General features: G+C 65.2%; 12 protein-coding genes. 11 read left to right on the top strand and 1 reads right to left on the bottom strand.

The window, feature by feature from the left end:
• Window positions 1–37: 37 nt before the first annotated feature.
• The 11 genes from denD to HAP47_RS25365 all read left to right on the top strand — a co-directional run bounded on the left by denD (window position 38) and on the right by HAP47_RS25365 (window position 10896).
• On the top strand, window positions 38–1024 hold the full coding sequence (denD, locus tag HAP47_RS25415) for a D-erythronate dehydrogenase (RefSeq protein WP_173642255.1): 987 nt from the start codon (window positions 38–40) through the stop codon (window positions 1022–1024).
• Between the two features lie 26 nt (window positions 1025–1050).
• Window positions 1051–2007, top strand: a complete 957-nt coding sequence (locus HAP47_RS25410; RefSeq protein ID WP_173642256.1) for a sugar kinase — start codon at window positions 1051–1053, stop codon at window positions 2005–2007.
• The gene (eda, locus tag HAP47_RS25405; protein WP_173642257.1) at window positions 2004–2654 is read left to right on the top strand and encodes a bifunctional 4-hydroxy-2-oxoglutarate aldolase/2-dehydro-3-deoxy-phosphogluconate aldolase; all 651 of its coding nucleotides are present in this window, start codon (window positions 2004–2006) and stop codon (window positions 2652–2654) included. Before HAP47_RS25410 ends, eda begins: the two co-directional genes overlap by 4 nt.
• A 44-nt stretch (window positions 2655–2698) precedes the next feature.
• Window positions 2699–3868, top strand: coding sequence for an acetyl-CoA acetyltransferase (locus HAP47_RS25400; protein WP_173642258.1), 1170 nt, complete (start codon window positions 2699–2701; stop codon window positions 3866–3868).
• Between the two features lies 1 nt (window position 3869).
• Entirely contained in the window at window positions 3870–5408 is a 1539-nt protein-coding gene (locus HAP47_RS25395; protein ID WP_173642259.1) for a class I adenylate-forming enzyme family protein, read from the top strand.
• Window positions 5409–5547: 139 nt separating this feature from the next.
• Entirely contained in the window at window positions 5548–5748 is a 201-nt protein-coding gene (locus tag HAP47_RS25390) for a hypothetical protein (protein ID WP_024582174.1), read from the top strand.
• A 168-nt stretch (window positions 5749–5916) separates the two neighbouring features.
• Window positions 5917–7116: a CaiB/BaiF CoA transferase family protein gene (locus HAP47_RS25385; protein WP_173642260.1), complete on the top strand. Its 1200-nt coding sequence runs from the start codon at window positions 5917–5919 to the stop codon at window positions 7114–7116.
• 10 nt (window positions 7117–7126) lie between these two features.
• The gene (locus HAP47_RS25380; protein ID WP_173642261.1) at window positions 7127–8293 is read left to right on the top strand and encodes an acyl-CoA dehydrogenase family protein; all 1167 of its coding nucleotides are present in this window, start codon (window positions 7127–7129) and stop codon (window positions 8291–8293) included.
• 160 nt (window positions 8294–8453) lie between these two features.
• On the top strand, window positions 8454–9590 hold the full coding sequence (locus tag HAP47_RS25375) for a thiolase family protein (protein ID WP_173642262.1): 1137 nt from the start codon (window positions 8454–8456) through the stop codon (window positions 9588–9590).
• Window positions 9587–9946 carry a Zn-ribbon domain-containing OB-fold protein gene (locus tag HAP47_RS25370; RefSeq protein ID WP_173642263.1) on the top strand — a complete coding sequence of 120 codons (360 nt, stop codon included), beginning with the start codon at window positions 9587–9589 and terminating at the stop codon, window positions 9944–9946. The genes HAP47_RS25375 and HAP47_RS25370 overlap by 4 nt, the downstream gene beginning before the upstream one ends.
• 422 nt (window positions 9947–10368) lie before the next feature.
• The gene (locus HAP47_RS25365) at window positions 10369–10896 is read left to right on the top strand and encodes a carboxymuconolactone decarboxylase family protein (protein ID WP_173642264.1); all 528 of its coding nucleotides are present in this window, start codon (window positions 10369–10371) and stop codon (window positions 10894–10896) included.
• Window positions 10897–11081: 185 nt separating this feature from the next.
• Here the strand turns inward: HAP47_RS25365 and glsA are convergent, their stop codons facing one another.
• Window positions 11082–12941: a glutaminase A gene (glsA, locus tag HAP47_RS25360; protein ID WP_173642265.1), complete on the bottom strand. Its 1860-nt coding sequence runs from the start codon at window positions 12939–12941 to the stop codon at window positions 11082–11084.
• Window positions 12942–13130: the final 189 nt, after the last annotated feature.

Genomic DNA, 13130 nt, shown 5'->3' with positions numbered 1-13130 from the left:
CCCGCAGCTGAATTCGAAGAAGAAAAGGAGCAGGGTCGTGCACATTCTGATTCTGGGCGCCGCCGGCATGGTCGGCCGCAAGCTGACCGAGCGTCTGCTGCGCGAGGGCCGCCTCGGCAAGCAGGACATCAGCAGGATGACCTTGCAGGACGTGGTCGCGCCGGCCAAGCCCGCCAACGCCTCGATTCCGGTCAATGTTGTCGCTTCCGATTTCGCCGATGCCGGCGCCGCCGTGCCCCTGATCGCTGAGCGCCCGGACGTGATCTTCCATGTCGCCGCGATCGTCTCGGGCGAGGCGGAGGCCGAGTTCGACAAGGGCTACCGGATCAATCTCGACGGCACCCGCTATTTGATCGACGCGATCCGCGCCGTCGGCGGCGGCTACAAGCCGCGGCTGGTGTTCACCTCCTCGATCGCGGTGTTCGGCGCGCCGTTCCCGGAGAAGATCGGCGACGAGTTCTTCCATACGCCGCTGACCAGCTACGGCACGCAGAAGTCTATCTGCGAGCTCCTGATCAACGACTACACCCGCAAGGGGCTACTTGACGGGATCTCGATCCGCCTGCCGACGATCTGTGTGCGTCCGGGCAAGCCGAACAAGGCGGCGTCCGGCTTCTTCTCCAACATCATCCGCGAGCCGCTGGCGGGTGAGGAGGCGATCCTGCCGGTGTCCGAGGACGTGCGGCACTGGCACGCCTCGCCGAAATCGGCGGTCGGCTTCCTGGTCCATGCCGGTACCATGGATCTCAATGCGATCGGGCCGCGGCGCAATCTCAGCATGCCCGGGATGTCCGTCACCGTCGGCGAGCAGATTGAGGCGCTGGAACGGGTCGCCGGCAAGAACGTCACCGCGCGGATCAAGCGGGTGCCCGATCCGACCATCATCGGCATCGTCTCGGGCTGGCCGCGCGATTTCGTCACCGACCGCGCGCTGAAGCTCGGCTTCACCACGGCCGAGAAGACGTTCGACGACATCATCCGCATCCACATCGAGGACGAACTGGGCGGCAAGTTCGCCGCCTAGCTCCGCTCAGGCACGCGGGTCTTGGCATGACAAGGGTCGCCAGCATCGGCGAATGCATGATCGAGCTGCGCCAGGCTCCGGGCGGCCAGCCCGGAGGTCTGTATTCGCGCGCCTTTGGCGGCGACACGCTCAACACCGCCGTCTATCTGTCCCGGCTCGGCGTCCACATCGATTATATCACCGCGCTCGGCGATGATGTGCTGAGCGATGAGATGATCGCGAGTTGGGCGAGCGAAGGCATCGGCACCAAGCATGTCGCGCGCTTGGCAGGCAAGCTGCCCGGGCTCTATCTGATCCAGACCGACGACAAGGGTGAACGGCGTTTCTTCCATTGGCGCGACAGCGCCGCCGCGCGTGAGCTGATGGACCTGCCCGAGACGGCCGACCTCCTGAACTCGCTCGCGACCTACGACATCGTCTATCTCTCGGCGATCACGCTCTCGATCCTGCGCGAGGATGGGAGGGACCGCCTCATGGCCGCGCTGAAGCGCGCGCGGCTGCTGGGCACGCGCTTCGCGTTCGACACCAATTTCCGCGCCCGCGGCTGGCCGGACCTGAATGTCGCGCGAACAGTCTTCAGCAGCGCATTCGAGACCGCCGATATCGTGCTGGCCTCGACCGAGGATCTGGCGCCGCTCTATCCCGGCGAGGGCAACACCGCACTGCTCGCCGGCATCCCGAGCCCCGAGGTCGTGCTGAAGCTGGCCGAGCCCGCCTGCATCGTGCGCTCTGCCGGCGGAACGCGCGAGGTGAGGGCCGAGCCGCTGATCCAGCCGGTGGTCGATACCACGGCGGCCGGCGACAGTTTTGCCGCAGCCTATCTCGCCGCGCGGCTCGGCGGCGCCGAGCCCGAGGAGGCGGCGCGCGCCGGCCATCGTCTGGCCAGCGTCGTGGTGTGCTATCCCGGTGCGATCATCCCCCGATACGCCATGCCGCCGAAGAAAGCGCCTCGTCCCCCACCATCCCGCAAGGCCTCGCAATGACAACGACATCGAAGCAGGAGCAGATCGCCGAGCTGATCCGTCAGGCCACCGTGATCCCGGTGCTGACCATCGAGCGGCTTGCCGATGCGGTTCCGCTCGCCAATGCGCTGGTCGCGGGCGGCGTCCGGACGCTTGAGGTGACGCTGCGGACGGCGGTCGCGGTCGATGCGGCCAAGGCCATCATCGCCGAGGTGCCCGATGCCGTGGTCGGGATCGGCACCATCCTCAATGGCGACGATCTGGCGCGCGCCGAGGCGCTCGGCGCCAAATTCGGCATCAGCCCGGGCGCGACGCCCGAGCTGTTGAAGGCGGTCGCCACCAGCCGGCTGCCTTTCGCGCCGGGGATCGCGACCGCCTCCGAGCTGATGCAGGCACTGGCGCACGGCTTTGACGTCGTCAAATTCTTCCCAGCCGAGCAGGCCGGCGGTATCAAGGCACTGCGGGCCTTGGCCGGTCCATTCCCAAATGTCAGGGTCTGCCCGACCGGTGGCATTGGCGAGGCCAACGCGGCGACCTGGCTTGCCGAGCCCAATGTGCTCGCGGTTGGCGGTTCCTGGCTGTGCCCGGCGGCCGATATCCGCGCCGGCAACTGGGCGGGCATAACCGCCATGTGCGCGAAGGCGATGAAAACGCTGAAAGCCGCCTGAAGATACGCTACATAACTCCCGAACACGAACAGGGAGATACGGCCATGACAGCCAGCATCGTGGGTTGGGCGCACACGCCATTCGGAAAGTTTGACGCGGAGACCGTCGAGAGCCTCGTCGTCAAGGTCGCCAACGAGGCGCTCGCTGATGCCGGCATCGCCGCTTCCGACGTCGACGAGATCATGCTCGGCCACTTCAACGCCGGCTTCTCGCCGCAGGACTTTACGGCGTCACTGGTGCTGCAGGCCAATCCGGCGCTGCGCTTCAAGCCCGCCACGCGTGTCGAAAACGCCTGCGCGACCGGATCGGCCGCCGTGCACCAGGGCATCCGCGCCATCGAAGCCGGAGCTGCGAAGATCGTGCTGGTCGTCGGCGTCGAGCAGATGACGCGGACGCCGGGTCCGGAGATCGGCAAGAACCTCTTGAAGGCGTCCTATCTGCCTGAGGACGGCGACACGGTCGGCGGCTTCGCGGGCGTATTCGGCAAGATCGCGCAGGCCTATTTCCAGAAATACGGCGACCAGTCGGATGCGCTGGCGATGATCGCCGCCAAGAACCACAAGAACGGCGTCGCCAACCCCTACGCTCAGATGCGCAAGGATTTCGGCTTCGAGTTCTGCCGCGCCGAGAGCGACAAGAACCCGTTCGTCGCCGGTCCCTTGAAGCGCACCGATTGCTCGCTGGTGTCCGACGGCGCCGCCGCGCTGGTGCTGACCGACGCCGAGACCGCCAAGAGCATGGGCAAGGCGGTCAACATCCGCGCTACCGCGCATGCGCAGGACTTCCTGCCAATGTCGAAGCGCGACATCCTGCAGTTCGAGGGCTGCACCACCGCCTGGCAGCGCGCGCTGCAAAAGGCCGGCCTGCAGCTCTCCGATCTTTCCTTCGTCGAGACCCACGACTGCTTCACCGTCGCCGAGTTGATCGAATATGAAGCGATGGGCCTGACGCCGAAGGGCCAGGGCGCGCGCGCGATCATGGAAGGCTGGACCCAGAAGGACGGCAAGCTGCCGGTCAATCCGTCCGGCGGCCTCAAGGCCAAGGGGCATCCGATCGGCGCCACCGGCGTCTCCATGCACGTGATGAGCGCGATGCAGCTCGCAGGGCAAGCGCCCGAGGGCATGCAGCTCAAGAACCCGCAGATCGGTGGCATCTTCAACATGGGCGGCGCTGCGGTCGCCAACTACGTCTCGATCCTCGAGCCGGCGAAGTAGCTTGAACATTGCCGAATGGCTGGCGGCGACGGCGCGGGCGCGTCCCGACGCGCCGGCGCTGCTGACCGGCTTCGACCTCGACGCTGATTATGCGACCTTTGCCCGCCGCGCCGCCTCGATCGGGGCGGCGCTGGCACGCGATCACGGCATTGCCGCCGGTGACCGCATCGCGCTGTTTGCGACGAACTGCACACAATATCTCGAATGCCTCTATGGCATCTGGTGGATCGGCGCCGCGGCGATCCCGATCAACGCCAAGCTGCACGGCCGCGAGGCGGCATGGATCTGCGGCAATGGCGGCGCCAAACTGGCTTTCGTGTCCGACGACACGATCGGGGCGCTGACCGAAGCGAAGGACGATTGCCCCGCCGGCATGACCATGCTGTCGGTTGACAGCGATGCCTACAAGGCGATGCGAAACCGTGACGGCGCGCCCACGCCATTGCCGCGCCAAAGCAACGACCTCGCCTGGCTGTTCTACACCTCGGGCACCACCGGCCGTCCCAAGGGCGTGATGCTCAGCCACGGCAATCTGGTTGCGATGTCGTTGTGCTATCTTGCCGACGTCGATCCTGCGACGCCGAACGATGCCTCGCTCTATGCGGCGCCGATCTCACATGGCGCAGGTCTCTACAATTTCCCGCATGTCCGGATGGGCGGCCGCCACGTCGTTCCGGAGTCCGGCGGCTTCGATCCGGACGAGGTGCTCAACCTCGGCCGGCAACTCGACAATGTCGTGATGTTCGCGGCACCCACCATGGTGCGCCGTTTGGTCGATGCCGCGAAGAAGCGCGGCGAGAACGGCGAGGGACTGCGCACCATCATCTATGGTGGCGGGCCGATGTACACGGCCGACATCACCGATGCGATCGCGACCATGGGCCAGCGTTTCGTGCAGATCTATGGCCAGGGCGAGTCGCCGATGACGATCACGGCGCTGTCGCGCGACTGGCACCGCGCGAGTGATCATCCGCGCTATCTCGAACGGCTGGCTTCGGTCGGCACCGCGCAGAGCGTCGTCACCGTGCGCATCACCGGCAAGGATGGCAAGCCGCTGCCCGCAGGCGAGACCGGCGAGATCGAGGTCAAGGGCTTAACCGTGATGCTGGGCTACTGGAACAATCCAAAGGCCAATGCCGAGACGCTGAAGGACGGCTGGCTGCGCACCGGCGATGTCGGCCGGCTCGATGCCGACGGCTTCCTGACGCTGTCGGACCGCTCCAAGGACGTGATCATCTCCGGCGGCACCAACATCTATCCGCGCGAGGTCGAGGAAGCGCTGCTGACCCATCCTGACGTCCGCGAGGTCTCGGCGATCGGCGTGCCGGATCCGGAATGGGGCGAGATCGTCGTCGCCTGCGTCGTGCTGGAGGGCGGGGCCACCGCCGATGACGGCAGGCTCGACGCGCATTGCCTTGCCTCGATCGCCCGCTTCAAGCGGCCGAAGCGCTATGTCTATCTCGATGCGCTGCCGAAGAACAATTATGGCAAGGTGCTGAAGACCGCGCTGCGGGAGATGATCGCCAATGGCATGGGCTAAGGCGCGATCAGGCCGGGCCAAATCGAAAACATCGAAAACAACCCCATGCACAGCAGGGATTAGGGTAAGCCGTTAAGGGATAGGCCGCCGCCTCCCGTCGCGCTAAGCTGCCTGCGCCTTGTCACCGGGAGAACGGACCATGGGTATCGAGACGTCTCTGTCGCTGTCGGAAGTGAACGATCGCATCGCAATCCTCCGGGACAATATCCGGCAGCTGATCGAGCAGGCCGCAGGTGCTGCGGGCGCCGAAGTCGAGGAGCGCATCGCCGAGCGGCTCGAGCAGCAGAACGCGGAACTGGAAAAGCTCTTGAAGGCGCGCGAGGCGATGACCGGGCAGTAACCGGCATCGGGCCGGCGGTGGGCTGCGTCTTGCCCGCCCTGCGTTCCGCCGCGCGGAAACGATCCGGCCGCTGTCGCGCATACGCCCATACGCCCGGCGCAGCTTGATCTCGGCGAAGAGCTCCCGTTACTAGCTGCGTAACCAGGACATCCGGGAGCAAACAGGACGATGGGACCACTGCAGGGTATCAAGGTCGTCGACATGACGACCGTGCTGATGGGACCCTATGCCACCCAGATGCTCGGCGACTACGGCGCCGATGTCATCAAGGTGGAATCGCCTGATGGCGACGTGACGCGGCAGATCGGTCCGACACGGCATCCCGGCATGGGACCGGTGTTCCTCAACACCAACCGCAGCAAGCGTTCGGTCTGCCTCGACTTGAAGAAACCGGCGGGGCGCGAGGCCGTGCTGCGGCTGATCGCGCAGGCGGATGTGCTGGTCTACAATGTGCGGCCCCAGGCGATGGCGCGGCTGCAACTCGGTTACGACGTCGTCGCCAAGGTCAATCCAAGGCTGATCTATGCCGGCGTGTTCGGCTTCGGCCAGGAGGGACCATACGCAGCCAAGCCCGCCTATGACGACCTGATCCAGGGCGCCACCGCGCTGCCGGCGCTGATGGCGCAGACCTCGGACGGCGTGCCGCGCTATGTGCCGAATGCGCTGGTCGATCGTATCGTCGGCCTCACCGCGGTCGGCGCGATCTGCGCGAGCCTCGTGCATCGCGATCGCACCGGGCAGGGCCAGCGCGTCGACATTCCGATGTTCGAGACCATGGCCGGTTTCGTGATGGGCGACCATATGGGCGGGTTGACCTACGATCCGCCGCTCGACAAGGGCGGCTATGCGCGGCATCTGTCGCCGGACCGGCGGCCCTACAAGACCCTGGACGGCTACATCTGCGTGATCGTCTACAACGACAAGCAGTGGGAGAATTTCTTCAAGGCGACCGGCCGCGACGATCTGCGCAGCGATCCGAAATTCGCGACCTTCGCCGGCCGCGCCACCAACATTGATGTCGTGTACGCCGAGCTCGCGCGCATCCTGCAGACCAAGACCACGGCCGAGTGGAACGAGATCCTCGAGAAGGCCGACGTGCCCGTGATGCCGATGCACGATCTCGAGAGCCTGCTGCAGGACCCGCATATGGTCGCGACCGGCGTCTTCCCCGTGGTCGATCACCCGACCGAGGGCCGCATCCGCAGCATGACGCCGTCGGCGCGCTGGTCGGAGACCAAGGTCGAGCCGAGCCGGCTGGCGCCGCGGCTCGGCGAGCACAGCGCGGAGATTTTGCGGGAGGCGGGTTTCTCCACCGACGAGATCGCGGCGATGGTGCGCGACGGCGCGGCCAAAGTGGTGAAGGCATAGGAGACGACAGATGGATTTCGCACTCTCCGCCAACCAGGAATCGATCCGTGACGCGGTGGCAAAAATCTGCACGCGCTTTGACGAGGCCTACTGGCTGAAGAAGGACAAGGAAGGCGGCTATCCGGCCGACTTTCATCGCGCGCTGGCCGATGCCGGCTGGCTCGGCATCTGCATCCCCGAGGAATATGGCGGCTCCGGCCTCGGCGTCACCGATGCCGCGATCATGATGCGCACGATTTCCGAATCCGGTGCCGGCATGTCCGGCGCGTCGGCCGTGCATATGAACGTGTTCGGGCTCAATCCTGTCGTCGTGTTCGGCACCAAGGAACAGTGTCAGCGCATGCTGCCGCCGATCATCGACGGCCGCGACAAATCCTGTTTCGCGGTGACCGAGCCCAACACCGGCCTCAACACCACGCAGCTCAAGACCCGCGCCGTGCGCCAGGGCGACAAATACATCGTCAACGGCCAGAAGGTGTGGATCTCGACCGCGCAGGTCGCCAACAAGATCCTGCTGCTCGCGCGCACCACGCCGCTGGAGGAGGTGCGCAGCCCGACCCACGGCCTCAGCCTGTTCTATACCGATTTCGATCGCAAGCGTGTCACCGTGCACGAGATCGAGAAGATGGGCCGCAAGCCGGTCGACTCCAACGAGCTGTTCTTCGAGAATTTCGAGATTCCGGTCGAGGACCGCATCGGCGAGGAAGGGCGCGGGTTCGAATACATCCTGCACGGCATGAACCCCGAGCGCATCCTGATCGCGGCCGAAGCCGTTGGCCTCGGCCAGATCGGGCTGAAGCGGGCGTCGGAATACGCCAAGGGTCGCATCGTGTTCAACCGTCCGATCGGCATGAACCAGGGGATCCAGCATCCGCTCGCGAAGTGCTGGATGGAGCTCGAGGCTGCCTGGCTGATGGTGCTGCGCGCCGGCTGGCAATACGACCAGAACCTGCCCTGCGGCCCCGCCGCGAACGCGGCAAAATATCTCGCGGCGGAAGCCGGCTTTCACGCCTGCGAGCAGGCGGTAATGACCCATGGCGGCTTCGGCTATGCCAAGGAGTATCACGTCGAGCGCTATTTCCGGGAGTCGCTGATCCCGCGCATCGCGCCGATCAGCCCGCAGCTCATCCTCAGCTTCATTGGCGAGAAGGTGCTCGGCCTTCCGAAGTCGTATTGATGAGGTCGGCTTGGCGCAGACAACGCTTTCTATTCCCTCCTCCTGAAAGGGGGAGGGCAGGGTGGGGGTCAGCCACAGGCGAGAGCGATGGTGCGGAGACAGATCCCCACCCGGCTTGCTCGCGCGCGCCGACCTCCCCCTTGCAAGGGGAGGTCAAGGGATGAGCTTCGTCACCGGCGTCGGCCTCACGTCCTACGGCAAGCATGAGGGCCTGTCCTCGCTCGACCTGATGAGCAAGGCGGCCGAGCTTGCGATATCGGATGCCGGGCTGACGCGCTCCGACATCGACGGCATCCTCTGCGGCTATTCCACCGTTTCGCCGCACATCATGCTGGCCACGGTATTTGCCGAGCATTTCGGTATTCGTCCGTCCTATGCCCACGCCGTGCAGGTCGGCGGCGCCACGGGCCTCGCGATGACCATGCTGGCGCATCATCTCGTCGACGCGGGTGTTGCAAAACACGTGCTGGTGGTCGGTGGCGAGAACCGGCTGACCGGCCAGAGCCGCGACGCCTCGATCCAGGCATTGGCCCAGGTTGGCCATCCCGATTACGAGGTGACACTGGGGCCGACGATCCCGGCCTATTACGGCCTGGTCGCGACGCGCTACATGCATGAGTACGGCCTCACGCAGGAAGACCTCGCCGAGTTCGCGGTGCTGATGCGCAAGCACGCCCTGACGCACCCCGGCGCGCAATTCCACGAACCGATCACGGTTGCCGAGGTGATGGCCTCGAAGCCGGTGGCAATGCCGCTCAAGCTGTTGGACTGCTGTCCGGTGTCCGACGGCGGCGCCGCCTGCGTGATCAGCCGCGAACCGACCGGCGAGCGGCGGGTTCGCGTCCGCGGCTGCGCCCAGGCGCATACCCATCAGCACATCGCGGCCGCGCCCGCATTGAGCGAACTCGGTGCGGAGATTTCGATCGCGAAGGCGAAAGCAGCATCGGGTATCGCGATATCAGATGTGCGTTACGCTGCGGTCTACGACAGCTTCACGATCACGCTGGCGATACTGCTGGAAGATCTTGGCCTCGCCAAGCGCGGCGAGGCGGCCGCGCGGGTGCGCGCCGGCTATTTCAATCAGGATGGCGAGATGCCGCTCAACACTCATGGCGGCCTGCTCAGCTACGGCCATTGCGGTGTCGGTGGCGCGATGGCGCATCTGGTCGAGACCCATCTGCAGATGACCGGCCGCGCCGACCACCGTCAGGTCCGCGACGCCTCGGTTGCGCTGCTGCATGGCGACGGCGGCGTGCTGTCCTCGCATGTCAGCATGTTCCTGGAGCGTGTGCGATGAGCGGACCGATCGCTGACTGGACCAAGGGCGCGGAAGCCATCATCTACCAGACCTGCAACGCCTGCGGCGTGCGGCAATACTTCCGCCGCAGCTTCTGCGCGGCCTGCGGCTCGCCTGATCTCGCCGAGCGTCGCGCGAGCGGAGCAGGGACGGTGTATGCGACGTCGCTGGTATGTCGTGCCGCAACGCCGGAGACGCGGGCGCACGTGCCCTACAACATCGTGCTGGTGGATGCCGACGAGGGCTTTCGCATGATGGCTCACGGCGACAACGACCTCGCCATCGGCGACAAGGTCTTGGCGCGCTTCACGCAATTCGCGGGACGGCTGGTTCCGTATTTCGCAAAGGCAAAATGAGGGGCTGAACGATCCAGTCAGAACGCGAGACCAGGCTGAATTGGTTCGCTCTTGCCCCTCATAGTTTACGGATACTATCGCCAGTAAAAGACAAAGCTGGCGATGACGAGCAACGCCGTCACCGCCAGCATTTGCGCAAGCGCTTCCGAGGCCGCCCTCTTGGTGGCTTCCTTCATGCGTTTCCCCTAGACTTGGGCGTGACTCATCGTTGCGCAAATTGCGCGCACGACGGCCAGATTTTGTACTCGGAACACCCCGCGTCGAGCATTCGCTTTTGACGAGTCCCCACTCAGCGAATATCGACTGTGTCAGGGTTGTCTGGGAATGCGGCGGCAATTTGACTCGCGCGTGTTGCTCCTGCGACGGCCGGCAGATACTGTTTCGAAATCCGACAGAAACGACAGCAAGATCAAGGTTAGGAAATGGCCCGTATCGACTACTCCGATCCCGCGAAGGCAAGCCCGCGCACCCGCGAGATCCTCGACAAGAACCGCAACGCCAACATCTTTCGCATGATGGCGCATTCGCCGAGCTACTTTGAGCAATATTGCCGGCTCGGCGGCGCGATCCGCCACAAGGGCGAGCTCGATCCGATCGTGCGCGAACTCGCGATCACGCGCACCGGGATTCTCTGCGAGGCGCCTTACGAGATCGTCGCGCACAAGCGCATCGGAAAGAACGTCGGCGTCACCGACGAGCAGAACGCCGCGCTGGAGAACTGGCAGTCGGCGAACTGCTTCGACGAGGTGCAGCGCGCGGCGCTGACCTTCACCGACGAGATCGTCAAGCTGAAGAAGCCGACGGATGCGACCTTCAAGGCGATCGCAGCACTGTTGACGCCAGCCGCGTTGATCGAGCTGCAGCTCTCGGTCGGCTTCTACATCATGACGTCGAAATTTCTCGAGACGTTCGAGATCGACATGCAGCCGGTGACGGATGTAGTGAGCTGAACGGCTCGCGCCGCGGAGTTCTTCGCCTCGCCCGCTTGCGGGGAGAGGCCGGAGCGCATGAAGCGAAGCGGAATGCGGTCCGGGTGAGGGGGAGTCTCCGCGAGTCCCGCTCGAAGTTATTTTGCTGAAGCAGCCCCTCACCCCAGCCCTCTCCCCGTAAGAACGGGGAGAGGGGGAAGCAAGACCTACCCCGACGTCAGGAGATCGACCTTCGCATTCGCCACGATCAGCCGCTCGGCCAGGATCTGCGCGAGGTTGCGCATGATCCGCTCGCCGGCGCGCGGGTGCTGCTCGCGGAAGTGCTCGAAATCCTTGATCGCCACCTCATAGGCGGAGACCGACATGTCGGCGATCACGTCCGCCGAGCGCTTCGGCTCCAGCAGCGCCATCTCGCCGAACGCCATGCCGGCGGTCAGCGTCGCGAGCCGGATGCCGTCGGGCAGGGTGACGTGGACCACGCCGCTGCGCAGGAAGAACAGCGATGTCGCCTCACTGCCCGCGGCAACGATCTTCTCGTTGGGCTGGTAGGTCCTGACCGCGCAGAGCGTGGTGAGATCGGCGATCTCAGCCCCACTCAATCCCGCGAGCAGCGGCTGCTCGGACAGCTCCGTCGTCTCGAGGAAATCGATCGAGCCGCCATAGCGGTAGACGATCTGGTCCTCGGCCCATTCGATCGCGGTGTCGAGCAGATAGAAATCCCTGATGTTGCCGAGCCGGTTGGTCCACTCGCTGATCGTGGTCCATTCACGCGAGGTCCGCTTGATGCCGGAGAGGATCACGGTGACGCCAAGCTCGGCGAGTTCCTGGAAGGATTCCGCCACCAGCCGGGCACCGGCGCGGGTCGTCGCGGTGACGCGGCGCAGGTCAAAGATCACGAGCTCCGGTCGCGGGCTGCCGGCGAGGCGGCGCGAGACATAGTCGACATTGGAGAGCGACAGCGTGCCGACCAGCTCGATCACGCGCACCTCCTGGAAGTGCCTTGCCAGGATCTCCTGCTCCTGCGGCCGCCGCACCCGCCGCGACGGGTTCTTGCCGATGTTGTAGTCGGCGATGATGCTGTGGCGGGCGTCGTCGCTGCGGTTCAGCATGTGCAGGTCGTAATGCGCCGACAACGCCTCGCAGACCTTGATGCTGCGCACGCTGTTGCCGTGCTTGTCGAGCTTTGGCGAGTAGCTGCCGAGCCCGAGCCGCGCCGGCAGCGCCGCCAAAATGCCGCCGCCGACGCCGCTCTTGGCGGGGATGCCGACGCGGTAGATCCATTCGCCGGCGTAGTCGTACATGCCCGACGAGGTCATCACCGACAGCGTGCGTGCGATCGCGTAGGGCGTCACCACCTGCTCGCCGGTCAGCGGATTGATGCCGCGGTTGGCCAGCGTCGCCGCCATCACGGCGGTATCGCGCGCGGTGACGAGGATGGCGCATTGCCGGAAATAGACGTCGAGCACCGCGGGCACGTTTTCTGTGATCACGCTGTTGGTGCGCAAGAGATAGCCGATCGCCCGGTTGCGGTCGCCGGTGGCGCTCTCGGAGGCGTAGACCGCCTCGTCGACGTCGAGCTCGCGGCCGGCGAAGCGGCCGAGCGCCTGGCGGATATAGTCGAACGCGCCGTCGCCCTTGTCGGCATGGAGCAGCCCGGAGCAGGCGATCGCGCCCGCATTGACCATCGCATTGAATGGATGGTTCTGGGCATTGAGCCGGATCGAATTGAACGGGTCGCCGGACGGCTCGACGCCGATCACGCTCTCCACCCGTTCGGCGCCGAGCGTGTCGAGCGCCAGTGCGAACACGAACGGTTTTGACATCGACTGGATGGTGAAGGGTACCCTGGTGTCGCCGACCTCATAGACATGGCCGTCGAGCGTCGCAAGGCTGATGCCAAAATGGGCAGGGTCGGCCTTGCCGAGCTCCGGGATGTAGTCGGCCACCGCGCCGCTGGCCTCCGGCAGGAAGTCTGCGTAACAAGCGTGCAGAAACCGCAGCAGCGGCGGCTTCGAACTGGACCAGGCCGTGGTGGTGGCGGTGACGGGAGGAGGCGATCGTTTCATCGCCTCTTGTTGTGCAACGCAATCGGGGCGCGCGCAACTGAGCGCGCACCGACGTCAGGCGTGAGGCGACCGGTCCGGATCGGAGGCCATTCGACCGCTGTGGTCTCCGAACCGATGATCACAAAGCGAGCGATTGCTCGGTATTTGTTTCGTTATGCGAAACTTTTCGCTCGGAAATGTTTCGCAAGC

The organism is Bradyrhizobium sp. 41S5, assembly GCF_011516665.3.
Lineage (GTDB): Bacteria > Pseudomonadota > Alphaproteobacteria > Rhizobiales > Xanthobacteraceae > Bradyrhizobium > Bradyrhizobium quebecense.
Note: the sequence above shows the minus strand (reverse complement) of the source record. Positions and strands in the feature narration are given on the sequence as shown.

Excerpts from the sequence above, each read along its gene's own strand:
- eda (WP_173642257.1), top strand. The coding sequence starts at position 2,004 with ATGACAACGACATCGAAGCAGGAGCAGATCGCCGAGCTGATCCGTCAG.
- glsA (WP_173642265.1), bottom strand. The coding sequence starts at position 12,941 with ATGAAACGATCGCCTCCTCCCGTCACCGCCACCACCACGGCCTGGTCC.
- HAP47_RS25365 (WP_173642264.1), top strand. The coding sequence starts at position 10,369 with ATGGCCCGTATCGACTACTCCGATCCCGCGAAGGCAAGCCCGCGCACC.
- HAP47_RS25370 (WP_173642263.1), top strand. The coding sequence starts at position 9,587 with ATGAGCGGACCGATCGCTGACTGGACCAAGGGCGCGGAAGCCATCATC.
- HAP47_RS25385 (WP_173642260.1), top strand. The coding sequence starts at position 5,917 with ATGGGACCACTGCAGGGTATCAAGGTCGTCGACATGACGACCGTGCTG.
- HAP47_RS25390 (WP_024582174.1), top strand. The coding sequence starts at position 5,548 with ATGGGTATCGAGACGTCTCTGTCGCTGTCGGAAGTGAACGATCGCATC.
- HAP47_RS25375 (WP_173642262.1), top strand. The coding sequence starts at position 8,454 with ATGAGCTTCGTCACCGGCGTCGGCCTCACGTCCTACGGCAAGCATGAG.
- HAP47_RS25410 (WP_173642256.1), top strand. The coding sequence starts at position 1,051 with ATGACAAGGGTCGCCAGCATCGGCGAATGCATGATCGAGCTGCGCCAG.
- HAP47_RS25400 (WP_173642258.1), top strand. The coding sequence starts at position 2,699 with ATGACAGCCAGCATCGTGGGTTGGGCGCACACGCCATTCGGAAAGTTT.
- HAP47_RS25380 (WP_173642261.1), top strand. The coding sequence starts at position 7,127 with ATGGATTTCGCACTCTCCGCCAACCAGGAATCGATCCGTGACGCGGTG.